General features: G+C 43.8%; 22 protein-coding genes. 6 read left to right on the top strand and 16 right to left on the bottom strand.

All coding sequences use genetic code 11. The features are described from left to right. Window positions 1-94 precede the first annotated feature (94 nt). Both TW84_RS12845 and TW84_RS12840 read right to left on the bottom strand, forming a co-directional pair. Entirely contained in the window at window positions 95-1294 is a 1200-nt protein-coding gene (locus TW84_RS12845; RefSeq protein ID WP_275041672.1) for an MFS transporter, read from the bottom strand. Window positions 1295-1843: 549 nt separating this feature from the next. Next, window positions 1844-2341, bottom strand: a complete 498-nt coding sequence (locus tag TW84_RS12840; protein WP_045976038.1) for a M48 metallopeptidase family protein — start codon at window positions 2339-2341, stop codon at window positions 1844-1846. 113 nt (window positions 2342-2454) lie between these two features. On the opposite strand from TW84_RS12840, the gene TW84_RS12835 reads away from it, so the two are divergent. Next, window positions 2455-2685, top strand: coding sequence for a glutaredoxin family protein (locus tag TW84_RS12835; RefSeq protein ID WP_045976037.1), 231 nt, complete (start codon window positions 2455-2457; stop codon window positions 2683-2685). Here TW84_RS12835 and TW84_RS12830 read toward each other — a convergent pair whose 3' ends face one another. The 3 genes from TW84_RS12830 to TW84_RS12820 all read right to left on the bottom strand — a co-directional run bounded on the left by TW84_RS12830 (window position 2686) and on the right by TW84_RS12820 (window position 7417). Next, window positions 2686-5124: a hybrid sensor histidine kinase/response regulator gene (locus TW84_RS12830; protein ID WP_045976036.1), complete on the bottom strand. Its 2439-nt coding sequence runs from the start codon at window positions 5122-5124 to the stop codon at window positions 2686-2688. A 22-nt stretch (window positions 5125-5146) separates the two neighbouring features. Continuing rightward, a complete protein-coding gene (locus tag TW84_RS12825; RefSeq protein ID WP_045976035.1) occupies window positions 5147-6361 on the bottom strand; it encodes an ABC transporter substrate-binding protein in 1215 nt (404 codons plus the stop codon). 186 nt (window positions 6362-6547) lie between these two features. Further along, complete coding sequence (locus TW84_RS12820) at window positions 6548-7417, bottom strand: LysR family transcriptional regulator (RefSeq protein ID WP_045976034.1); 870 nt, start codon at window positions 7415-7417, stop codon at window positions 6548-6550. A 116-nt stretch (window positions 7418-7533) separates the two neighbouring features. Here TW84_RS12820 and TW84_RS12815 point away from each other — a divergent pair, with 116 nt between their 5' ends. Beyond that, window positions 7534-8781 (top strand): MFS transporter, encoded by a 1248-nt coding sequence (locus TW84_RS12815; RefSeq protein WP_045976033.1) that lies wholly within the window; start codon window positions 7534-7536, stop codon window positions 8779-8781. Between the two features lie 71 nt (window positions 8782-8852). Further along, window positions 8853-9416 (top strand): DUF1415 domain-containing protein, encoded by a 564-nt coding sequence (locus tag TW84_RS12810; protein ID WP_045976032.1) that lies wholly within the window; start codon window positions 8853-8855, stop codon window positions 9414-9416. A 32-nt stretch (window positions 9417-9448) separates the two neighbouring features. On the opposite strand, the gene TW84_RS12805 is transcribed toward TW84_RS12810, so the two are convergent. Continuing rightward, entirely contained in the window at window positions 9449-10510 is a 1062-nt protein-coding gene (locus TW84_RS12805; protein ID WP_045976031.1) for a sensor domain-containing diguanylate cyclase, read from the bottom strand. A 184-nt stretch (window positions 10511-10694) separates the two neighbouring features. On the opposite strand from TW84_RS12805, the gene TW84_RS12800 reads away from it, so the two are divergent. Continuing rightward, window positions 10695-11270, top strand: coding sequence for a nucleoside triphosphate pyrophosphohydrolase family protein (locus TW84_RS12800; RefSeq protein WP_045976030.1), 576 nt, complete (start codon window positions 10695-10697; stop codon window positions 11268-11270). Window positions 11271-11566: 296 nt separating this feature from the next. Here TW84_RS12800 and btuD read toward each other — a convergent pair whose 3' ends face one another. The 9 genes from btuD to TW84_RS12755 form a co-directional block, all read right to left on the bottom strand. After that, window positions 11567-12322, bottom strand: a complete 756-nt coding sequence (btuD, locus tag TW84_RS12795; protein ID WP_045976029.1) for a vitamin B12 ABC transporter ATP-binding protein BtuD — start codon at window positions 12320-12322, stop codon at window positions 11567-11569. Beyond that, window positions 12309-13304, bottom strand: coding sequence for a vitamin B12 ABC transporter permease BtuC (gene btuC / locus TW84_RS12790; RefSeq protein ID WP_045976028.1), 996 nt, complete (start codon window positions 13302-13304; stop codon window positions 12309-12311). Before btuC ends, btuD begins: the two co-directional genes overlap by 14 nt. 117 nt (window positions 13305-13421) lie before the next feature. Beyond that, on the bottom strand, window positions 13422-14450 hold the full coding sequence (locus tag TW84_RS12785) for a succinylglutamate desuccinylase (protein WP_045976027.1): 1029 nt from the start codon (window positions 14448-14450) through the stop codon (window positions 13422-13424). Between the two features lie 225 nt (window positions 14451-14675). Then, entirely contained in the window at window positions 14676-16466 is a 1791-nt protein-coding gene (locus TW84_RS12780; protein ID WP_045976026.1) for a M3 family oligoendopeptidase, read from the bottom strand. A 3-nt stretch (window positions 16467-16469) separates the two neighbouring features. Further along, complete coding sequence (locus TW84_RS12775) at window positions 16470-17090, bottom strand: histidine phosphatase family protein (protein WP_045976025.1); 621 nt, start codon at window positions 17088-17090, stop codon at window positions 16470-16472. Further along, complete coding sequence (cobU, locus tag TW84_RS12770; RefSeq protein ID WP_045976024.1) at window positions 17077-17625, bottom strand: bifunctional adenosylcobinamide kinase/adenosylcobinamide-phosphate guanylyltransferase; 549 nt, start codon at window positions 17623-17625, stop codon at window positions 17077-17079. Before cobU ends, TW84_RS12775 begins: the two co-directional genes overlap by 14 nt. A gap of 4 nt (window positions 17626-17629) precedes the next feature. Beyond that, window positions 17630-18403 (bottom strand): adenosylcobinamide-GDP ribazoletransferase, encoded by a 774-nt coding sequence (locus tag TW84_RS12765; protein WP_205622490.1) that lies wholly within the window; start codon window positions 18401-18403, stop codon window positions 17630-17632. Beyond that, window positions 18400-19428 carry a nicotinate-nucleotide--dimethylbenzimidazole phosphoribosyltransferase gene (gene cobT, locus TW84_RS12760; protein ID WP_045976023.1) on the bottom strand — a complete coding sequence of 343 codons (1029 nt, stop codon included), beginning with the start codon at window positions 19426-19428 and terminating at the stop codon, window positions 18400-18402. The genes TW84_RS12765 and cobT overlap by 4 nt, the downstream gene beginning before the upstream one ends. Window positions 19429-19434: 6 nt before the next feature. Continuing rightward, entirely contained in the window at window positions 19435-20046 is a 612-nt protein-coding gene (locus TW84_RS12755) for a flavin reductase family protein (protein WP_045976022.1), read from the bottom strand. A gap of 523 nt (window positions 20047-20569) precedes the next feature. Here TW84_RS12755 and TW84_RS12750 point away from each other — a divergent pair. Together TW84_RS12750 and TW84_RS12745 are read left to right on the top strand one after the other, a co-directional pair. Continuing rightward, on the top strand, window positions 20570-21256 hold the full coding sequence (locus TW84_RS12750) for an NAD(P)H-binding protein (RefSeq protein ID WP_084720229.1): 687 nt from the start codon (window positions 20570-20572) through the stop codon (window positions 21254-21256). A 191-nt stretch (window positions 21257-21447) separates the two neighbouring features. Beyond that, window positions 21448-22821: an L-cystine transporter gene (locus TW84_RS12745; protein ID WP_045976021.1), complete on the top strand. Its 1374-nt coding sequence runs from the start codon at window positions 21448-21450 to the stop codon at window positions 22819-22821. Between the two features lie 412 nt (window positions 22822-23233). Here the strand turns inward: TW84_RS12745 and TW84_RS24585 are convergent. Continuing rightward, on the bottom strand, window positions 23234-23693 hold a 460-nt coding region (locus tag TW84_RS24585; RefSeq protein ID WP_045976020.1), incomplete at its 5' end, for a hypothetical protein.

Raw genomic sequence — 23693 nt, 5'->3', positions numbered from 1 at the left:
GAGTGTTACTTACCATTCCACATGGCTCTAACACAACAGAGGTACATAATACAAAAAGTTAGCAAAATTTGTAGTTGTTTCACTACGTAAGCAACTAGTTCTTATTGCACAGAGTGTTTATCTTACGTGAGTACACTATCAAGATACTTGCTAACAACATTTCAAATATCCCGCTAACGATAAACATCCCTTTTAAAAAATCCACATTAGAGCTAAGTTCATAATACTCAATGAGAATTGCACACATAAGAATGGACACAGGGTATACTCCCTGCCCAATCAGGCGACGAAAGCCAAATAAGCTTGCTCTTGAGTCCTTTTCAGTTTGCTCAACCCAAAGAATCTGGTTCGCCATATTCCCTATGGGAATTAAAGCAGAACGAACAGCGACGAATATGCTGAAGGCTACTAAACTAGCCGTAAAGCTAATCGCAAACCTGCCTAATAAAGCACAAAACAATGTCGTTAGCCCTATCAAGAACAAAGGTTCAATACTTAGCTTTTTTATCGAGTATAAAGTGCCAGCCAATGTCCCTACAGCGACTAAAAAGTTATAGAGTGAAAGTGTTTGCTCGTACGAACCAAAAACCATTAAAACATAAGCAACCAAAAAGGCTGACGCAATACCATTTGCAGTGTTGAAAGCACAGAAAAAGAAAAGTGATGCTTTCAACTTCGGTTTACCAGCTAGAAAGCTAAGGCAAGATCTAATGTCTATTTTATTCTTAGTAACAAGATCGCCTTTATTCCATTCCGCCAATACTAAAGCCAACCAAAGTGAAGAAGCGGACAATATAGCGGAAACAATCAAAACTGATGAAGAATCAATATCATTATAAATAACTCCTGCTAAGACAGGGCCTATTATCAACGCACCTTTATTGAAAAAACCTTGAAATCCATAAGCAATTCTTAAATTTTTTTCCTCTACTTTCTCCGGAATCCAAGCCATTATCGCAATGTCATGAAAAGAGGAAATTATTGCCCTGATAAATATAAAAAAAAGTATTAATGTGATAGTCAAACTTTCTTCATAAGAAGATATTGCCAAAATTAAATAAACAAATAACAACAATAGACTACAAGAGATTATCACTTGGCTCTGTCCTATTCTATCAACAATTCGACCAGCAATAAAACTGAGATAAACCGTTGGTGCAATCGCAATGAAGATAGATATAGCCATCATGGAGGAACTATTTGAACCTTCAAAAATAGCGATACTAAAATAGAAACTTACGACATTATTCATTAAAACCAAACAAGATTCAATTATAAGAAATAAATATATCACAACAATAACTAGAGTATGCTTATTATAATATCGGTTTGAGCTGGCTGGATAAAATCAAAGCCACTATCTGTTAGATAAGTTCTATTCTCTATTATTCGATCTCTTGAAAAGCACAAAAGAATAAAATATTTATCTTCAATTTCTGAAATAATATTTAAACCTATCACTTATATACCAATAAATATATATCGGCATAACAGTTAAATAAAAAAGTAACATCTTTTATCCGTTTGGTTTGCCTGGGGAAGGCTTGTCAGGATCTGGTACTGAGTGGTCTAACCGTTTTGTTAGCTTAGAGAGCCTCTGTTTTAGTTTTGCACTATTCATCATCTATTTCCTTTCATTTAGTTATAAAAACACCACTAAATCCTAGCGGCCAGAAAAATTTAAATTTATAACAATTTAAAAACAAATAAATAATTAAATTATATTCAGCTTAGTGAGTATTGGAGAGTTAAATTCGTTCAAATCTTCTCTTGATATTAAATAATAAATAAAGAAAAGCGAACTTTTAAACGACAAAGGTAAAATGAATTCTGATTTGGTATGCTACTTGTTCGTAGTGAGATAAATCATAAATAAGCGAGCATCCAACTCAAGTTGATGATAGTCAGGCTCCATATAGCAGCAGAGCTGATAGAAGGCCTTGTTATGTTCTTTTTCTTTAAGATGGGCAAGCTCGTGAACCACTAGCATACGAAGCAATGGCTCCGGTGCATTCTTAAACACACTAGCAATACGAATCTCATTCTTTGATTTTATTTTTCCACCATGAACCTTAGCCACATAGGTATGCAGCCCCAGAGCATTGTTGATAAGGTGAATTTTGTTGTCGTAGATGACTTTGCTCAAAGGCGCCGTCTTCTTCATATAGCGGTTTTTCAGCGCCATTGTATAGTCGAACAGCGCTTTCTCACTCTTTATGGTGTGGTTGTCTGGATAACGCTGTTCAAACCAATTTTTTAAGCGGCCGGACTCTACCATCTGAGTCACAGGCGTCACAATATGTTCAGGGTAACCTTGGATGTAACGAAGCGCTGGGTTCATAGGATAAGTTTCAGTCAGCTAAATTGGAGACGAGTAAGTCTACCTGAATCACACTTGCCATTCACTGTCTTTTCATTACACTCTGCTGCAAAGAAAGAGGTAGGACATTAACAATGAAAAGACTTGTGCTGTATGTAAAGGATAAATGCCCTCACTGCAAAGATGCACAGCGGTACCTAGACGAAAAGGGTTATGCGTACAGATTAACCAACGCAAAAATGCAACGGGGCAGAAAAGAGCTAGATGCTATTGGAGCACGTTCATTACCCGTGCTCAAAATTGGTGATCGCTATATGATTGGCTGGAACCCCAGAAATTTCGAGAAAATGTATAACTCGAAGTGATCATGCTTCACGCATCGTATTGGCTTCTATAGGTTTTAACGTTGCGTGAAACACTTCATCCAGTTTGTCAGAGCTAATAGGCTTTGTGATCACGTCCGCGCACCCCTCAGAAATCATCCTTTCTCTCGTCTTTTCGAACGCATCCGCTGTACAGCCAATAATCACGGGGGGATTGGCTAAATTGAGCGACATAATGGTCTTTGTTGCTTTCATGCCATCCATTACCGGCATATGATTATCCATTAAGACACAATCAAAGTGTTGTTGTTGAACTCTCTCAACCGCAAGTTCACCATTCTCAACCACTTCATACTCAAAGCCTTTATTTTTAAGAAATTTGCCTAGGACCAGCGCATTAACTCGAGTATCTTCAGCAATTAACACCCTCAGTCCAGTACCGTCAAAAGGAGAGAGTCGTTCTTGTTTATTATTGCCCTGACGCACCTTTTTCAAACCGACAGGAACCACAATAGTAAAACTACTCCCTTTACCTACCTCACTGGTAAGATTAAGCGTGCCATTCATAGCCTGAACCAAGTCCCTCGTTATCGATAAACCTAAGCCAGTACCACCGAACCTTCTGGTTGTATCACTCTCAGCCTGTGAAAATGGGTCAAAAATTGCTGACTGTTTCTCTGTGCTAATACCTATCCCGGTATCGGAAACATCAATATGAAGTTCAATACCCTGATTCTGCTCTACCACATTTAAAGACAACACAATGCTACCCTCAGATGTAAATTTGAGGGCATTACTTAGCAGGTTCTGCAGAATTTGTAGTATGCGAGTCTCATCTGCTACTAGCGCACGTTCGCAAGATTGAGAGTACTCACACTTAAACTCCAGCTGTTTCTCTGCACACAATGGGGCATAAAGTCGAGTCAGCCTTTCCACCACATCTTTCAGCAGAAACTCAACTTTTTCTAGCTCCAGCTTACCCGCTTCAATTTTAGAGAAATCAAGTATGTCATTCAGCACGTTTAACATGTGTTTTCCTGAGCCGAGGAATGTATCCACATACTCCTGTTGTTCCTGGCTGAGTGGCGTATTTTTGAGGAGGTCACCAACGCCAAGAATACCATTCATTGGTGTTCGCAGCTCATGACTCATTGCCGCCAAGAATTGGGATTTTGCGATGTTTGCCGCTTCTGCTTCAATCGCCTTAATCTTCAAAGATTCTTCCAACTCTACGCGCTGAGTAATATCCCTCTCAACCGCCATAAAACCCTCTATCTGACCATGCGTAGAGTATAAAGGTGTCAGTGCAATTTCTATCCAGTATGAACGTCCTTCCTTGTTGTAGTTCAGTAGCTCGAAGAATCCAGGTTCTCTGCGATCTATCATTTGTCTTATTTTTCGTGTGGTTCGCTTATCGGTTTCATCGCCTTGAAGCACATCTCCAGGCTTTTTACCGATCATTTCTGACAGACAATAGCCTGTAAGCCTCTCAAATGCCCCATTGACCCACGTTACCTTGGAATCGAGATCGGTGAACACCACAGCATCGCGCATATGTTTCACCACTCGAGCTAAACGGGCCGATTCCGCCTCACGTATTTTTAGCGACTCAGATTGCTCATAAAGCTGCTGTTCAGATTCCGCTAGCTTGCGAAATGGTGAGACTAAAATTCGTCGCCCAAAAATGAACATAACGAACAATGTCAAACTAGTAGCGATCACCATCCCTACAAACAGGCTGCCCGTTAAATTCGATTCTGCATCAATGACAAGTTGTGGCGAGACAGAATACAACAAAGACAAATCAGTCCCGGCAATAGGAAACCTATCCATCGTCCAATTGTTAGGAGCTTGCATGTTCCAATTAAGTCTGTTTTGGGCAATGCCAAACCAGTGCATACTGTCAGTGCCCAAGCTTTCGAAAAACTCACTTTCATTCAGTGACGTAACATAAGTGCCTAGCCCTTCAGCATAACCATTGTAAAAAATCGGCGAGCTTACAAGGAGGTAATCACTGCCAGCATGTTGGTAGAGTGAGTACGAAGGCTTTTCCATTAGAGCCTCGTTTTCGATACCGGTCGTGATGAAGGTATGCACAACGTCAGGCAATGTTATCTCCTGATAAACGTTACCACCCGAGAAATCATAGATGTTTACGTAAGCGGTCGAACCAGAAGACTTGAGCAGCTCAAGTTGATCTTTAAACGCACTCTGATCACTCACTCCCTCTAAGACTGCACCTTTAGTAACAGGGTGAGAGGTCACGCGCTCAAGTCTCTGCTCATGCAGTTTTAAAAACTCAAATACGTACCTCTCAATGGCAACGAACTTTCCTTTCAAGCTTTCACTTATCAAGATCTGAGCGGTTTCTCTGGCTTGATGTTGAACAAAAGCAAAGCTCGCAAGCATAAAAACGCAGGCACCAACGATGAGAAACAACGAAAACAGATGCATTCCATTTTTCTTATCAAACTTCAACATAGACCTGCGTTACCTTTGCGTTTTAGATGGACTTAGGAATCAGCTTGACTGCGTTTTTATCGTCATAAGTCGCCATACAGAAATCATCTGCACCCAAGGCCTCATGCGCGTCAAAATTATCTTCAGTGAACGGAATGAACGGAGTACGATACTCTTTAATCAGCCCCTGAACTGGCACATCCATCGACTCCAATGCTTGCTTTAGTGCAATTCGGTTTTCTTCAGCATCATCAGTTAGCTCCACTGTGCTAGCGGCTTGAAGAAATACCTTGGCCAAGTCGTAACCGTGAACAAAACCGGCAGGCGCTTCAATATTGGTATCTTCAAAGTAAGCCGGAAATAGGGTTTGCGCATCCTTGAACACATTCTGATTGAAACGGTTTGACTCTGAGCTGTAGAAATTGAAACACGATTGAATGAAATGAAGGTTAGCTTTTTCGCGAATAGTGAAAGGCACATTCTGTGCAAACTTACCGCCAGTAATGCCCCAGTGGCTATATATCGGCATTTCCACGCCAACGCTGGCGACACTCTCAACAATGAGCTTGCCTTCACGGCTATTAGCCACCAGCAGAACACAATCGCCTCCGCTCGATTGTGCTTCACGAATCAAGATTCGCGCATCAACATCTTTGATTCCCCAATCAAACCAACTAGTTTTTACGCGCTCGACCAAATCTTCTGGTAGAGCAGACATCATCGCTTTGTGGTTTGACTTGCCCCACCCCGTGTTTTCTAGCATCAAGTGAGGCTGTTTGCACTGTTGGCTTAACGCATAATTAACCAGTATTCTCCCTACTTTGGAATCATCAACCGAAAGACGGAATACATAGTTTTCCTCGGTAGAAGGATATCGAGTGATAGGCGTCCCTGCAGCCCAAGGGACCAAGGTCAACATTTTTGATTTATTGATGTACTCTCGGTATTTGATCAATGGCGGAGAATGCAGACCACCGATGTAAACCAATCCGTCGCTGTCTTTGAGAAAACGATCCATGTTTTTCTTACTGCGTAATACATTTCCTCTATGGTCAGTGGTCACAAACTCTACTGGAATACCTGATATTTGGTTGCCTTGCTGAGAGAAGGCGACCTTGACTCCATGCTCAATAGAGAGTGCTGATTCCAGATGCCCTGTCCTGTCTGCATCAAGATAGATCTTAAGCACATCGGGTTTTGCAGCCTGTGCCACGCCGACAAACATCGCGACGACTACAATTAAAAATGTCCTAACCATATATATCACCAACCTAGACGTTATAATTTAGTTCTCTAGTTAGCCTAGGAAAGCATGCCGTTTTTTCCAGTAATTTGTTGACTTTAATAAACAAAAAAACAGATTTCATTCACTCTTCAAGATACAAGCCCGCGTTTACTGTATCAATGGTAATACTGTTACGATCACCTTGAAAAGAAACGTGAACTACACATATTGCTTCACAAACTCGATAAAGGTTCGGTCTGCAATTGAGAGGTAAGCATTCTTTCGCCATGCTAGGGATAAGGTAAGATTAACCGGTTGATCAAAGGGAATAGCCACTACGTCTTTTTCATGCTCTGTCACCAGCTTCAAAAGTGCAGTGATTGCAAACTCATGTTTAACAATACTGAGTATCATTGGCAATAGATTCGTTTCAAATGAAAACTTCATTTCTTTGTTGTGTAAACGCGCCTTTTTCTCGACAAAATCACGGTGAAAATAACCGGGCTTAAACATGACTAGTTCATGTTTGAAAAACTCTTCAAAACTAATGCTTTTGTTCTGTGCCAAAGCATGTTCCGGCCCAACAACAGCAACCATTTCTACATTCAATAAATGGTCTGTTTCCAGATCTTCCGGCACATTTTCATCATCAATCACGCCAATATCGAGTTCACCATCCAAAAGCATCTTTCGAATAGATCGGGTACCCGCATCAATTAGCGTGAGCTTGAGATTAGGATAATGCGATTTGAACGCCATCAGGACTTGGGGAAAAAAGTAAGACCCCATCATACTTGGCGCACCAAGTCGAACTTCTCCTTTTTCAAGGCCTCTCAGTTCATCTATTGCTAACTTGGCATCATCGATTTGCTGCAAAACACGCTTGGCGTGTTCATAGAGCACCTTTCCCTCATCGGTTAGCGTGACACGCCGCTCTTCTCGTCGGAATAACTCTACACCTAATTGTTGTTCAAACTTCTTGATTGAAATACTCAGTGCAGGCTGCGCAATATGCAACGTTTTTGCTGCCATAGTGAAATGGCCATGCTCAGCAACGGCAACAAAGTGTTTCAAATGTCGAGAGTCCATGACCACTCCATAAATAAAATATATTACCTTGATATTTTTAATATATTTTATTTATCCAGATTTCACTGATATTTTGATCACAATAACTCACTGAATCACTAGAGTAGTCAACAATAATGATCGAACTCGGAAGCCAAGATTACCGACGGGTAACACTGAGCCTTGCCCTCGGCTCATTCATCGTATTTTGCAACCTATATTTGTTTCAACCTATGCTGCCTTATATGGCTCAGCACTTTGCCGTCTCAGAGACTAAGATTAACTGGCTGTTTGCTGCGAGTACGTTGGCGCTTTCTTTAAGTCTGGTACCGTGGGCAGTGGCATCTGAGGCTGTGGGTCGAAAGAGGATAATGCTTGCAGGTCTTCTCACCATGCCTGTCATTGGTATCGGAATGTTACTGTCTCCTTCACTTCTTAGCTTGGTTGTCATGCGTGCACTCATGGGAGTCGCTTTAGCTGCTTTCGCTTCTGTAGCGGTTGCTTACATGGTGGAAGAGCTGTCGCCTAACGCTTTCGGCCAAGCAATTGGTGGCTATATAGCGGCCAACTCACTCGGCGGCATTGTAGGGCGTATTGTCGGCGGTACTCTTACAGATGCCTTCGGTTGGCAACAAGCCGTGATTGCTATGGCCGTGTTTACCTTGATTGGTGCAATCAGCGTATGTGCTTTACTGCCAAAGCAGAAGCACTTTTCTCCCCAAAAAGGGATGCTTCGCTACCACAACCGTGCATTGGTTAAGCACCTTAAAAATAAAACCGTTTGGTTTGCCATGCTAATTGGTGGGGTAAATTTTGCTTTGTTCGTTAACTTGTACTCAGTAATGGGCTTTCGCCTCGTTGAAGCACCACACTCGCTCCCTATTGGCCTAACCTCATTGATTTTTCTCTGCTACTTACCCGGAACCTTGAGTTCAAAACTCACGTCCGTATGGAACCGATATCATCAGCCCATTTCAGGCATGGTTTGCGGCACAGTCTTAAGCCTGATCGGTATGGTCGTTGCCTATGTCGATCGGATACCATTTATGATTATCGGGTTAGCACTTATCAGCTTTGGTGCCTTCTTTACACATACGCTGGCCTACGCCTGGGTTAGTCAAAAAGTAAACCAAGCGAAAGCCACTGCAACAGCTCTATACCTCGTCCACTACTACGTTGGTGGTAGCCTAGGAGGCTTTTTCTTAATTTACTGCTGGCAACATGGTGGTTGGGCGTACGTTATCGCCGGCGGAATGCTGTTGTATCTAATGATTTTTACGCTGTGCTACAAACTGAATGTGATTCACCACAGTTCATCAGAGCTGGAGAGTGAAGCGACCACTGGCTCAACATCTGAGTTAAAGACAACACATTCCTCTCACTAGAGTTATTTCGACGCTTACAGCCCCAAACCGAATCTGGTATTCTTGCTTCCAAATTGAAAATTGGAAGTAAGATGACAACCCCAAGCTCAACCCAAACCATCGCAGAGCATGTTAATCAATGGCTTAACAATGTGGTAATTGGTCTAAATTTGTGCCCATTCGCTGCTAAGCCACAACGCAATAAACAAATAAAAATATTTGTCAGTGAAGCTAAGCAAGAAGAAGCATTGCTGGAAAACATCCTCAGCCAACTCATGGAATTAGAATCTAAAACCGCTGAGGAATTAGAAACCACATTGGTCGTTGTACCAAACATGCTTGAAGATTTTTATGACTATAATTTGTTCATTGACTGGGTTGAAGCATTAATCCGACAGCAAGGCTGGGAGGGAACCTACCAGTTAGCGACATTCCATCCAGACTATTGTTTTGGTGGAGCACAGCCCGACGATGCAGAGAACCTGACTAACCGCTCTCCTTACCCTGTGTTTCATCTTATTCGAGAAGAAAGTATGGAGAAGGTGCTCAAACATTATCCGGACCCTGAATCTATCCCCGATACCAACATAGCTCGCGTTGAATCCCTTAGCCAGGCCGAGTTAGTGAAACTTTTCCCTTACTTGTTTAAACGGTGATCGCAACATGAGTGGAGACCTGTCTCTACTCATCATTTATGAGGTTCTAGAGCACGGGTCACGACTCGGTTTCGTCCCTGATTTTTAGCCTGATAAAGCGCTTCATCAGCCACCAAGATGAGCTGGTCAAGTGTTCCCTTCTGGCTATCAACCTGTAACTCGATTCCAAAATCAAACTCACACACACCAATGGATACCGTTATAGGGACCCCATCGAGGAGAATTTCGTGGACAGATTGATGAAGTTCTTCGAACAGTTGACGCCTTTCAAGTTCTGTTCTCTCGGGCAGCCAAACGACAAACTCTTCTCCCCCGAACCGAGCAATAAAGTCACTTTCAGACAAACAGGACTGTAGTTGTTGCGCGGTTTTCTTTATAACGTCATCACCAATTTGATGACCGTAAACATCGTTGACCTTCTTGAAGTGATCAATATCAATCACGGCCAGTGAACCTTTGCCAGATGCGAGTTTCATACGTTCGATATCAAGATGGATGGTTTTGAACATACACCGGCGGTTGGCGATATTGGTCAACGCATCATGATAGGCTTGATACTCGAGTTGGCTATTCAACTTTCGTAACCGCTCTTCCTGCTTACGGCGGATCAACTCCACTTCCACCCAAGACGCCATTAGCTTGAGTACATCAATGTCGATATCTTTGAACTTCCTTGGGTAAGGAGATGCAGATGAAAAATTCAGCGTACCAAAAACTTCATCGTCAACAAAAATTGGAATACCAATGTATGACTCCAATCCAAACGCTTCGTAAGCAGGATGTTTTGCATACTCATTGCTTTCTCCCATATGCTCAATAGATACTGGACCAAATGAACCGCAGGTGATTTGGCAATAAGTAGATTCATAGCTAAACGTATCTCCGGGTTTTAGCTCTACCCCCTCCGACGTCACACAATACAGTACAGTATATAAATCGCCATCAATTCGGGATAAAATACCAATATCCAGATTAAAACGTTCCAAGCCCATCATGATGAGTTGGGTGATCTGAATATCAAATCCTTTCTGATAATCGTTAGTGATCTGATAAAGTCGTCTTATGATCTTTTCACTTTCACTCGCTACAACCATATCCTGTCCTGATATCTAGTATTTCTTAAGAAGAAGATAGACTTATCCCGCTAATGATATCAATAACCTGACGCACAAAACGTTCAACATTTAGACCTCAAAGCATTTATTTTCTTGCTGTAATGGCACGTTTCATGAGGCTTTGTTAGTATGTCGTGATAATTACCAAATGCAGGTTAAGTGAATGCACCTATCCAAACTTACTCAAGAAATCTTTGACCATCTTTACCGCGACATTACTGAGTTTCGTACTACTTTCGACTTGCCTGTTGCCTCTCCAGAAAGCTTAGACCAAAAAGCAGATACACTGCATACCTCTTTAGCAGTAGAAGAGCTTACCGAACTGGCAGAAGCGGATAATAAGACAGAACAAGCGGATGCTATCGTCGACAGCGTTTACGTTTTGATGGGCCGTCTAGTTCATTTGGGTGATGACAAGGTTGAATCGAACCTTGCGATCAGTTATCTGATTGACCTACTGCTTAATGTTGCCGTTAATCGTGGCATCAACTTTATCCCTTGTTGGGACGAAGTCCACTCAAGCAACATGAGCAAGGTTTGCCGCAACGAAAAAGAATACGCGGAGACAGAAGCCCATTACGCTGAACAGGGCATTCAATTAATGGCGGTGCAAAAAGGTAATTACATCATCGCAAAATGTGCCGAAGATTTCGTTTCTGAAGCGAAAACTATCCGCCAAGGCAAGGTATTGAAGTCTGTTTACTACCGACCTGCTGATCTGGCGCCGCTAACGGCATAAGTCTCCAGAAAAAAAGCCGCCACCTTCGGAAATCCTTAGGTGGCGGAAGCTGCCATAGTCATAAAAATGGCTTATTGTTGTCAAATGTCCGGTTTCCCTTCACATTGACTAAGCCTAACAAGAACGAGAATGTATCGTTTTTATTAAAGCTAAACTTATGCCAAGTTTTTACAAAACGTAACTTGTTGATTTTTATAAGAATGACATTTCCAGCAATTTATGTGGCGTTGAGACGTGCTCAAACATAGTGCGTAACGCACTATATTTGAGAATTGGCTAATGGGGCGATTACCTGATTAATCAAAGATTAATACCGGTTCTCCGTTAAAATCCGTTTTTTGAACTCGAGTTTTGAATACTTTAGAAAGCTCACTTGGCTCGAATACCTGCTCTACAGAACCTACTTTCTGAATAACGCCTTTATCCAATAATAAAGCCTTATCGGCATGCTTAAGCGTTCGATTAAGGTCATGATTAGACATCAACACAGTGATACCCATATCAGCAACTTTACGAATCAGTTTATAGAGTAACGCTTCCTGACCTATATCCAGTGGCGCCGCAGGCTCATCCAATATAAGAAGCTTCGCATAAGGATTTAGAGACGGCCAGATTTGCAGGCATATTGCACATAACCTCACTCGCTGCCACTCGCCTCCAGACAATTGGTGAATCGAACGATGAAGCTTATCCTCCAGCTCAAGTACACCCACCAGCTCTTTGACGACTTGTTCCACCGCATCATCCAAGTTCTGCACAGAGCTTGGGAGTGACAGGGAAAGATATTGTGAAACCTCAAGATTGAAAGCAGGACGATCACTCTGGCTCAAAAATCCGCGATGACTTGCAAGGCTCTCAATGGAACTACTTTTAACGTCTAAATCAAAAATCGTCGCGTCACCCTCAAAGTCTAACAAGCCAGCAACCGCCGTCAGCAAGGTGCTTTTACCACTGCCATTTGGACCAACAACATGAAGCACTTCACCTTTGTCTACAGAAAACGAAAGCGGCAGCAAACGTGAGCCAACCGATAAACTATTAACGTGAATCATGATGTTTCACCAGCATCCAGATAAAGACAGGAGCCCCGATGGTTGTCGTGACTACTCCAAGGGGCAGCTCAGCAGATTCTAGGGCGACTCGAGCAATGATATCGGCAAACACCAACAGCATCGCACCAGACAGTGCGGAGATAGGCAGCAAATATCGATTCTCACTACCCAATGCAAGCCTAAGAAGATGAGGAACGATCAAGCCAATAAATCCAATCACACCACCAAGTGCAACTGCGCCGCCAACCAGAATCGAAACGGCTAAGATTAACTTCCAGCGCACAGCTTCCACGTCAACACCAAGCTGCTTAGCATGTAACTCACCCATCATCAGCTTGTCTAGTGTCTTACCTTTCATGCATAGCCAAACAAGTACAGGGACAAGAGTCAGCGTCAATACGTGGTGATACCAACTTGCCCCCCCAATGCTACCCATGAGCCAATACATTAACTGTCTTAAGCTAAGATCGTCACTGAAATAGAATGCCCAGGTGACAATAGCGCCTGTCAAAATGCCTAACGCCACCCCAACCAACAAGAGTCGAGTAGTACTTAAACGCATGACTTTCGCCATTGAAACAAGCAACAGTGTAAACACCAATGCGCCAATGACAGCGGCGATCATAAACCCGATGGGTGTTGCAAGCGCAGGAAGGAAAAACAACACAATGACCATCATGACACTGGCGCCACCAGAAATGCCAAGTACACCGGGTTCTGCCAGAACATTACCAAGTAAAACTTGCAGCACAGCACCAGAAACCGCCAACGAGGCGCCTATGGCAATCGCGGCAAGCAGTCTTGGTAAACGAAGTTGAGTGATCAATTGCTGTTGAAGATTTGTCAGCTCAGAAAAAGGAGAAATAAAGACTTCACCAACCATCAGATGCATCGCTGAGAACAGAACAAGCGCAGATAGGATCACAATATAGTAGCGCTTCCAGCGTTGATGCCTACGGCTTAGTAATTGACTCAGTTCCATGCAGCTTAGATTGGCCTTAAACGGCTAAAGTTATCGGTATAATAAAATAATGGCTTAACGATACCGTTAAGCCATTAAAATAGAAAGCGTCTGTGCTGAGTTTAGACTGTAAACGCCTTAATCGTAGACAAGTTGGCCTTCTTCATAACGCGTTTTCACTGGGCACACCATGAGGGCTGCACGCTGACCAATTGCGACATGGCGATTAGGGAATACAACCGCTTCTCCCTCATTTTTCGCCATCAGCGGTTTGTCACCATCGTGACCGAACACTTCGCCGTGCTTAAATGAGGTAAAGTTTTCAACGTCATCATCAAACATGAAATCAAAGTCATCATGTAGACGCACAATAGTTCGGCTGACACGATACATCATAGGAGCACGTGGCAAGTGCTCCGCCTCGCTGGAAGCGATCAAATCCCGCATCGCCAAATCAAAGGCAACCAGCTTATCTAGGTCATTTTCACCGATGCGGGCAACTCGCCCTAGCTCAACTGTCAATGCCTGCGCAGCGAAGTTTTCGGCACTGAACCAACTGAACGTGCTCGATGGTGCGTTAGAAAACATCACCGCATCAATATGTCCACTTGCGACAAACTCCATCAACGCCTTACTGCGCACTGGGTGGCGTGTTTTCGGGCTCACGACAAAGGTGTAGTGTTTGGACAAACGGATCGCACAATGCAGATCGAGGTGCCAACGTTGGTCAGACGGTGTGTCCTGATAGAAATCAGCAACAATACGTTTCAGATTCTGCGCTATCGCCAGCTCTTTCGTCGGCTCATATTCTTTATCATCAAACAAACGGTTAAGGTTCATTTCAAGGAAACGGGTATGAGCATTGGTTGACTCAGGGTGAGCAATGATGAACAACAAACGTTCTGTTACCGGTTGGAAACCAGATTGGATATCAGAAATAATTTTATCCACCAGTTCCATAGGTGCGGTTTCATTGCCATGCACACCACAAGAAAGAATGATGTGTTTGCTGTTCTCATCCAGCGTTGATGGGATGACTTCCAGAACTCCACGTTGATGCAGCTTGAACACAGTGCCATTGGCAACGGTGATTTCCCCTGCTGGCATCTCTTGTTCTAAGTTCAGGCTGTCAAAAAGAAAAGATTGGCGAAAGAGGTTTTTCGTCATGCGCTACTCCTTTATTGCACAGCGGGTATGTTAGTGAATTGTTCAGGCAATTTATGTAGCCACGATCTCACTTATCGAGAGAAAACCAGCACTTCATTGTAAAAAACTCAATTGCCACGCCCGATACCATTTTTCGTTCGGGATAGAATGCTTTAGCTGTACATAAAACAACCGGGCAGACTCCCTGCCCGGCTTGTTGACTATCATATCATATTTGTGGTGAATTTATTCGGAATCCAATAGAGATTCAAACATATCAATTTTGTGTTTTACCATCTCGACACTTTGTTGCCAAAACGCCTCGTTGCTCAATGTCATACCTAAATGTTTATCGACCACATCTTCAGCCATCATAGAGCCAGTATCACGCAGGAGGTTGACGTAATCTGAGTAGAAACGTTCACCTTTTGCTTCCCGTTGCGCATACACACCTTTGCTAAACAGATAGCCAAACAAATACGGATAGTTGTAGAAACTAACTTCCGAGATAGAGAAATGCAGTTTACTCGCCCAGAAATAAGGATCCGCTTCCGTCATTGATTCGCCGTACCACTCTTTCCAAGTTTGGCTCATTAAGTCACACAGCTGCTCAGCGCTGAGCTCGCCTGCCATTCGCTGCTCATAGAACGCTTTTTCAAATTCGAAACGCACCGGGATGTTAATCATCAACGCGTAGCAACTCGAAAGTTCTTCCCAAAGCATCTCGAGTTTATCTTCGCGACTCTCCACTTGCTCAAAGAGATAATCACGCACAATATTCTCTGCGAAGATCGATGCTGTCTCTGCTAGCGTCATGGGATAACGTGTTTGACACAGCGGCATATCTCGCATCACCCAGTTATGGAAAGCGTGGCCGAGTTCATGAGCAAGTGTCAGCAGATCCGAACGACTCCCACCCCAGGTCATAAACACCAATGGAGAGCGCGTTGCCGCAAATTTAGTACAATAAGCCCCAAGTCTTCTGCTGGCAGAAGGCGCGGCATCAATCCAGCCATTTTCCACCATCATGGCAACAAATTCCGCCATCTCCTCATCCACTTGGGCAAAGGCTTTAGTAATGATGTCAATGCCTTCATCAAAACTGTAGACCTTCGGCTCGCTGTCTTTCAGGCTCGGCATTCCTGCTAAGTGGTTCCAAGGTTTCATTTCATTCAAGCCGTGAACCCGAGCCATAAGTAGACCGGCTTTCTGGCCTATGTGACGATTATTTTTAGCGACTTGCATCATAGCCGTTAGTGTCTCTGGTTGAATGCGGCTGTCATGAAGACTGTTATCTAGGAAATGAACGTCTTTTGCGTAAGCGCGTTTTTGGTTTTCTGTGTGACGCCACCCCGCTAACGCGTTTAATATTCCAGCAAAGCTTTGCTGATGAGTTCTCATCGCTGCTTGAATACCACGCCACGCCGATTCCTGATTGTTGAAATCAGTGCCATACAAAATACTGGCAGCCTGAGAAAAACCAATACGGTTCTCTTCCCCTTCTGCCAGCTCGACCTCAAGTGAGCCTGTGATATTGTCGTACATTCGTCCCCAAGCATCACGGCCATCCACCTGCATGGCTGACAATAACTGCTCTTCCGCGACACTGAGCTTCGTATCTGCCAGCTTTCGCGTGCATTCGATCTGGAACGCCTGGCCAGACACATCGCCATGTTCATGGTTTAAAACTTCAGAAATAAATTCTTGGGGCGCGTTAGTTAGGGTGTCTTGATAAGGAGTAAATGCTTGCGACAACTCTGAGCTCAATTTCGCAACTCGGCCAATCATGGCTTTCGCCTCACTGTCCATCGCATCGACAGACGCGTGACAAGTGGCAAAGGTGTTGATCGTCGCAAGCAGCTTGCCCGCCGCTTCGCTGGTCAATATTGCGTTTTGCATCACCGCAACCGAACTGCGTTTTTCTACGTTCAGTCCTAATATTTGAATGCATTGTTGAACCAAAGCGACGTCTTGCTCAATTTTACTATCATCTAATCCAAGGTAAGCAATTGACAAATTCCAACTGGGTGTCGTCATGTTTTAATCCTTTATGTTAAGTGGCGTGCCAATAGAGCACACTCGCTGATACAGACTGTCCGCTTTGATCAATTGAATATGGGTTAGGCTCTGGTTGCCTATCTGTAAAACGGAGTAAAGCGCAGGGTTTCGCCAGTCTAAGTTTAATAGTGAAGTCAATATCATGCGTATGGTACCACCATGGCAGATAATTAATGTATCACCTTGAACATCCTCCACCAATGAAGCCCATTGTCGAGTAACGCGCTGATGAAACGCTTGTAAAGTTTCTGCTTGAGGTAACTCAACTGCCGCGGGGTCATTCCAAAATCGTTCGAGTAAAGGCCATTGTGACTTAAGTGAGTCAAATGGTTTTCCGTCCACCTCACCAAAATTCATTTCTCGCAGCTGTTCATCGATCGACAAAGAGCACTGGGCATTCTTTGCAATCAGTAGTTCAGCTAAATCAGCACAACGGCAAAGTGGTGAAGTGATGATATGTTCAAAACTGATTGGAGTATCTAACAGACTTTGGCAAATCGCATGCTGTGTGCTTTCAGCGACAGAGACGTTGGTCGCTCCATTGAGCGCCGGTTCGCCTAACGTTTTTCCATGCCGTAACAGGTAAATATTAACTGTCTTCACGTCCTTTCCCTTTCAGCACCATAGGCAACCCCGCCGCAACAAACGTTACTTTATCTGCTACCTTAGCGATGGCTTGATTCATCCAACCCGCATGATCAACGAATAGGCGAGTGACTTCTCCCATTGGAATCACGCCTAATCCTACTTCGTTTGAAACAACCACTAGATTAGCTTCACTTGCGGCCAGCATTTTTACCAAACGCCCCACCCTGTCAGATATCTGGAGTGGCTCAATAGGTTGGCCTTGATTGTAAATAACGTTATTTATCCAAAGGGTTAAACAATCAATCAACACGATATCTTGAGATGTGAAGCGTTCGATCTGTTGTTCGAGATCATTCGGACATTCATGCTCTACCCACCCACTGCCTCTGTTGGTTTTATGATGTGCAATTCTTGCTGCCATTTCATCATCAAAAGCCGTTGCAGTCGCAACATAGTGGCGTGTATAAGCAGAACTATTCTCGGCCACTAGTAATTCTGCATAGTTGGATTTCCCAGATCGAGCTCCGCCCAATATCAGGTGTACACTCATTCACTCACCTTAATGACCAGCCAAGGAAAATCATGTAAATCAGCAGTTCTGTAATTTGCTGTGCGCCGCCTAAGCAATCTCCCGTAAAACCACCAATCCGTTTCATCAGCCAGTATTTAAACACTATACGGAAGATAACGGTGGTTCCGACGATCACAGCAAACAATTTAAAATCAAACCACAACAATGGTATCAACGCCGTTACTATCAGTATTGCAAGCTCACTTTTAGATTGTTGGTTCGCAAGTGGCTTACTTTTGCTCGCATCAGGATCGCTCACATATGGCATGTCATAAATAAACGATGCAGCCACGGCGCGGCTTAGCGTGTACGCAGCAACAATAACCAATAAAACATTCGTCAATGGCACAAGCTCAGTTAGCAGGACATACTTACCCAGCAGCACCATCACCAATGCACTAGCACCATAAGTACCAATACGGCTGTCTTTCATGATGGTTAAACGCTTTTCCAGCGTCATCCCACCACCAATGCCATCTGCCATGTCCGCCAGCCCATCTTCATGAAAGGCACCTGTAAGCAATAAACTGAACCCCATCATGACAATAACCGCCACGTTCGAGCCCAGTACACTTTCAGCCACCCAATAGACGGCCGCACATAGCGAGCCCAAACACAGGCCGACCAATGCAAAATAGCGCCCTGCCTGATTCATACGTTTTTCAGAATAAGGCGTAGACTGGGGTATTGGTAGGCGAGAAAAAAAGCCCAAAGCCAACCAGAACAATTCAAGTTGATACTTGAGGGTACTGATCACACGGTTACTCCAGCATCTTCAAAACTTGCCATTGAGTTGTAAAATTCAGCCGCTGCACGAATCAAAGGGACAGCAAGGGCAGCACCCGTACCTTCACCAAGGCGCATTGACAAATCCAACAAAGGTTTAGCACCTAATTCTTCAAGCAGAAGTTGATGCGCCCGCTCCTCTGACTTATGGGCAAAGATCATAAATTCGCGACATTCAGGTTGAATCAAACTCGCGGCATAAGCGGCCGTCGTGACAATAAACCCGTCAACAATAACTGGCGTCTGGGTTTCACAAGCAGCTAAGAAGGCCCCTACCATCTGAACGATTTCAAAACCGCCCACTTCGGATAGCACTTGGTAAACATCCTGGCCTTGGCATCGTGAGGCTCCCTTAGCGACTAGAGCCACCTTTTTCGCTAGCTGTTCAGCGGTGATTCCTGTACCTAGGCCAACACATGATTGAGCATCCTGACCTGTCAAAGCTGCAACTATGGCAGCGGCACTTGAGGTATTGCCAATTCCCATTTCACCAAACATAACAAGGTTGCTGCCTTCATTGATTGTTCGCCTAATCAGCTCGCGACCAAACTCAATACCCTGTTTGACTTGCTCACTAGACATTGCTGCTTGATTGGCAAAGTTTGCAGTTCTGTCACCCAGTCTTTGTACTACAAAGTTGGGCGCTGTCGCCTCAACAGGAATCAAAATTCCCGTATCAACCACCTTAAGCTCAATCTGGTTTACCCGACAAAAACAATTGATTGCCGCCCCACCAGCAAGAAAATTTAACACCATTTGTTGAGTCACAGCACTTGGCGCGATGCTCACGCCTTCGTCCGCAATGCCGTGGTCACCGGCAAAGACTATCGCGGTTGGCTTAGCAATACTCACATTAGTGACAACGTCACCCTTTATGTGACTTTGAATCAATGCGAGATGATGAGCCAGTGATTCAAGCTGCCCTAGAGCACCCAGTGGTTTAGTTTTTTGATTGATTCGATGCCAAATAGCATCTGAATAAGATTGCTCTAGCATACGACTTTATTTCGGTCTGGCGACAGTAAAGGTTTGATCTAGGTTGGCGTATTGACTGCCACCTAAACGAGAAAGAGGGTTCACTTTTAGTGCGTCAATAACTAAACGTTCTTGATTATCTCCAATCACTTCCGGCGCAATGTATATGTCTTCAATTTGAGCAAAGACTAGGCTTTGAGGGGTTTCGCCAATTTCTTTAACTTCAAACAGCTTGCACCCAAAAGCAATTGGGCAATCTTTGAGTCGGGGTAATTCGAACCCTTCAAAATCGACCAGCTCTAGTCCCGCTAAACCAACTTCAGATTCACCGTGTGGCAAGCTTGCTGAGGTCTGAGTCACTTGCTCAGCCAGATCAGCATTCGCGATATGAACTACCATTCTACCTGTTTCGAGTACATTGCGGGTTGTATCTTTTATTTCTCCAGTTGGCTTCTTACCTACAGAGAACATCAACAAAGGCGGACTGCTAGAGATAGGAGTGAAGTAGGAAAATGGAGCTAGGTTGTAATCAGCTTGACCAGATTCCGTCAAAACCCAAGCGATTGGCCTAGGAATCACAGCCTGCGTCATTAGGTGGTACATCTGAGTAGGAGCGAGCGTGCTAGCGTCGATATTCATCTTGTTGATCCTTTTGGTATCGCGAGTCCCCTGTGAGTCTCAGAGTGTAACGTGAAATCAGTCAGTTAACACCCTCAACTATCAATGGAAAAACACTAATCTCTTGTCATTTTTGCAATCAAATTGATACCAAAAATGAAATTTTTTTCATTTATCACCTATCTTATTAAGTGGGTACAACCTAATCGAAAGCTAACTTATTGAATTACCACAACCTGAATTTTAGACGGCACAAAGACTGCATGTTCTCAGCCGTGATGAAGTTTACCCAACTTTGATAGTGCAAGGAGGTTTGTATGTTTGCCAATCAAAAGTCAAAGAAACAGAAGCAACACAAGTCGAATCCAAAGACTCAAAAACGAGTCCCTCTCTCTCTAACTTGACAACTCCACCATCATATTTGGCCTCAATAAATGGGGCCAAACGTAATCCAATTTTACTCACAACCTAAAAGGTTGATCACAGACTTTATGCATTGGTTGTTAGATGCTCTATTCGTCAAGATTTACGAAAGGAATCCAATTTGTCTGAGTCTAGAGAGCTGATCGTTATGGTCGCCGGAGCAACAGGGTTAATAGGTACTGAGCTCATCAAGCAGATGTTAGAAGAAGATCCTATCAGGCATATCTATGTACTGAGCCGACGCGAGCTGCCTTTTTTCCATCCTAAATTGGAGGTCATTCAAAATAAACAGCTTCAAGTACAGGAATGGGATGACAACAAACTAACACCCAAGTATGGATTTATCTGCCTAGGCACAACCATCAAGCAAGCCGGTTCTAAGCAAGAGCTAGAGCGTATTGATTATGAACTGGTGTGCGATGTCGCCCAGACGATGAAAGTACTTGGTGTTACCCATCTAGCGGTTGTGTCGAGCTACGGTGCCTCCGTACGTTCTCTCTCCCACTATCTTCGCTGTAAAGGGAAGATGGAAATGGCGATTGAACGTCTCGGTTTTGAACATATCACCATAGTTAGGCCAGGTCCCTTAGTGGGCTTAAGAGACAAACCGCGTACCGACGAGGCTGTGGTACAAGTAGTGCTTAAATCTTTGCGTCCACTCATGTTTGGAAAACTCGCAAAACTGATACCGATTCAAGCAAATGAAGTCGCGAAAGCAATGCAATATGGACTCATGGCTAATACTAAACAAAAACTTCAAACGTTGGATAGCATGCAAATGCGAAGCTTGATTAACAAATATAAATAATGCGTCTATTTTCTCCGCTGCTTGAGCAAATTCAACACAGCTCACATCTTTTAATAACTAAAACGAATACTAAATATCTTTTTTTCATTTCTATCCTACATTTCAAATCATTATCGTTTGTTACAGAATTTAATCCTGTAATCAATTTTATCAATAAATAACTTACAAACTCTCAACAAGGACTATTAATTATGTCAGTAGCGGCTATCGCTTCATTGGTGGTATTTGTCGGCATTATGTTCTTCCTCTATGGCCAGCAGCAAAAAGAGAAGACTCTATCACGACTTGTACTACTCGGTTTGGTACTAGGTAGCTCATTTGGCCTGGTGCTTCAGCTTGTATTTGGAGAAGGCAACCCTGTCATCGCGCAAACCCTAGAATGGGTTAACGTGGTTGGACGTGGCTATGTTGGCCTACTTAAAATGGTCATCATGCCTCTAGTCCTAGTGTCCATGATTGCAGCGGTTGTGAAACTAGACAAAGGTGGTTCACTGGGCAAAATTTCAGGTCTGACGATTTCAGTGCTACTTGCGACGACCGCAATCTCAGCCATTGTTGGTATTGTCATCACCCAAGCATTTGGTCTATCTGCTGAAGGACTCACAGAGGGCGCACGTGAAACTGCTCGTATCGCCGTGCTTGAAAACCGCGTAGATACTGTTGCCGATCTCACTATTCCACAAATGCTGGTAAGCTTTATCCCTACTAACCCATTCGCTGATCTCACAGGTTCTCGCTCTACTTCGATTATTGCTGTGGTGATCTTTGGTGTTTTGACCGGTATTGCTGCACGTAAGGTGATGGCTGAAAAAGAACAGTTAGAAGCACCAATTCGTACTTTTGTTGAAGCAACTCAATCTGTTGTGATGCGCTTGGTGAAGATGATTATGGCCCTCACACCCTATGGTATCGCAGCGTTGATGGCGAAAGTTGTCGCGACATCCAGTGCAGGCGACATCCTAAATCTATTAGGCTTTATCGTTGCCTCTTACGTTGCAATCGCTCTAATGTTTGTGGTTCACGGTATTTTGGTGTCCTTCGTTGGGGTTAGCCCGAAAGAGTACTTCCAGAAAATTTGGCCAGTACTGACATTCGCATTTACCTCACGCAGCTCAGCAGCCACCATTCCACTCAATGTGGAAGCGCAAATCAACAAACTGCGCGTGCCTCCAGCGATTGCAAACCTTTCAGCTTCGTTTGGTGCAACTATTGGACAAAATGGTTGTGCAGGCATCTACCCTGCAATGTTGGCCGTGATGGTGGCTCCAACCGTCGGCATAGACCCAACAGATATTAACTTCATTTTGTCTCTAGTGGCGATTATCGTGGTCAGTTCATTCGGTATCGCAGGCGTGGGTGGCGGTGCGACGTTTGCAGCACTCATCGTGCTTCCAGCAATGGGATTACCAGTAACCATTGCCGCATTGCTTATTTCCATTGAACCTCTGATCGATATGGCTCGAACTGCACTCAACGTGTCAGGTGCTATGACTGCGGGCACTATTACCAGTCGTCTGCTTGGTGAGAAAGTGACGGACGAAGAGTTAGAGGCTCAACAAGTCTAAAATGACCAAGCCCCGTGTGAACAACTCGGGGCTTTTCTATCCGCTCAATTTTCTAGCAATCAAGCGCCTCACCCTAAATTTGTCTTCTTTGATTATTAAACCACACCATCATAAGTGACTAAAAATTAATATAAACGCATCAAACTATACATCCTGCCAATATATAAAAACGAGCTTGCGCGTTATCACTTTTTAACCGAGCGCGTTATCTTAGCAAAAATAGCGACAATCCAATTAATAACAATAATTTATAAGCACTAGCGGCTAAATGAGACTGGGCTGTCGGAAAACAAGCCTTTTCATATTCAAACCGATCCTAACCCCAATAGCGATATAAATGAACAGCACAAAGGCTAGAGCGAACGCCCCACTCCAAGCTTCGCTAATTCTGTACCTGCTCGTTGATAGCCAATTAACGCGAGGTGAGAATTTGCTCTGCCTTAAGCGTTTTAACGATGCCATCTCGCTGACTATCGCTCAATGGAAACCAGCGGTTCTTCTGGATCTGCGGTTCAGACAGTACCTCAAGCAGTGCATCTGGGCTCAGTTTCGCCTTCCCGTGCGCCACCAGCTCGATCGGCTGTGCGCACAAAGAGTGCAAACGACAAATACATTGGTCGACATCTTGGGTAAAACACAAATTATAAGCGTTTTGGTTCTGCATCTTGATTAAACAAAGATCGGGAGTGCCAGGAGATGGGGAGCAGTGCTCAGTAAAGCGATTAAGTTGTGCTTGTCTAATAAACGCTTCGAGCCAGCTATATTGGGACGCTTGTTTAGGGTCGGCCCCATTGAGCAGCGTCGATAAATCTCGCATATGGGAGCGCATCAATTCAGGCTCGGTGTGAATACGGTAACAAATAGAATTGAGG

Origin of the sequence: Vibrio neptunius, assembly GCF_000967495.1 — a bacterium.
Lineage (GTDB): Bacteria > Pseudomonadota > Gammaproteobacteria > Enterobacterales > Vibrionaceae > Vibrio > Vibrio neptunius.
The sequence above is the reverse complement of the archived record's forward strand: the minus strand, read 5'-3'. Positions and strand labels throughout refer to the sequence as shown.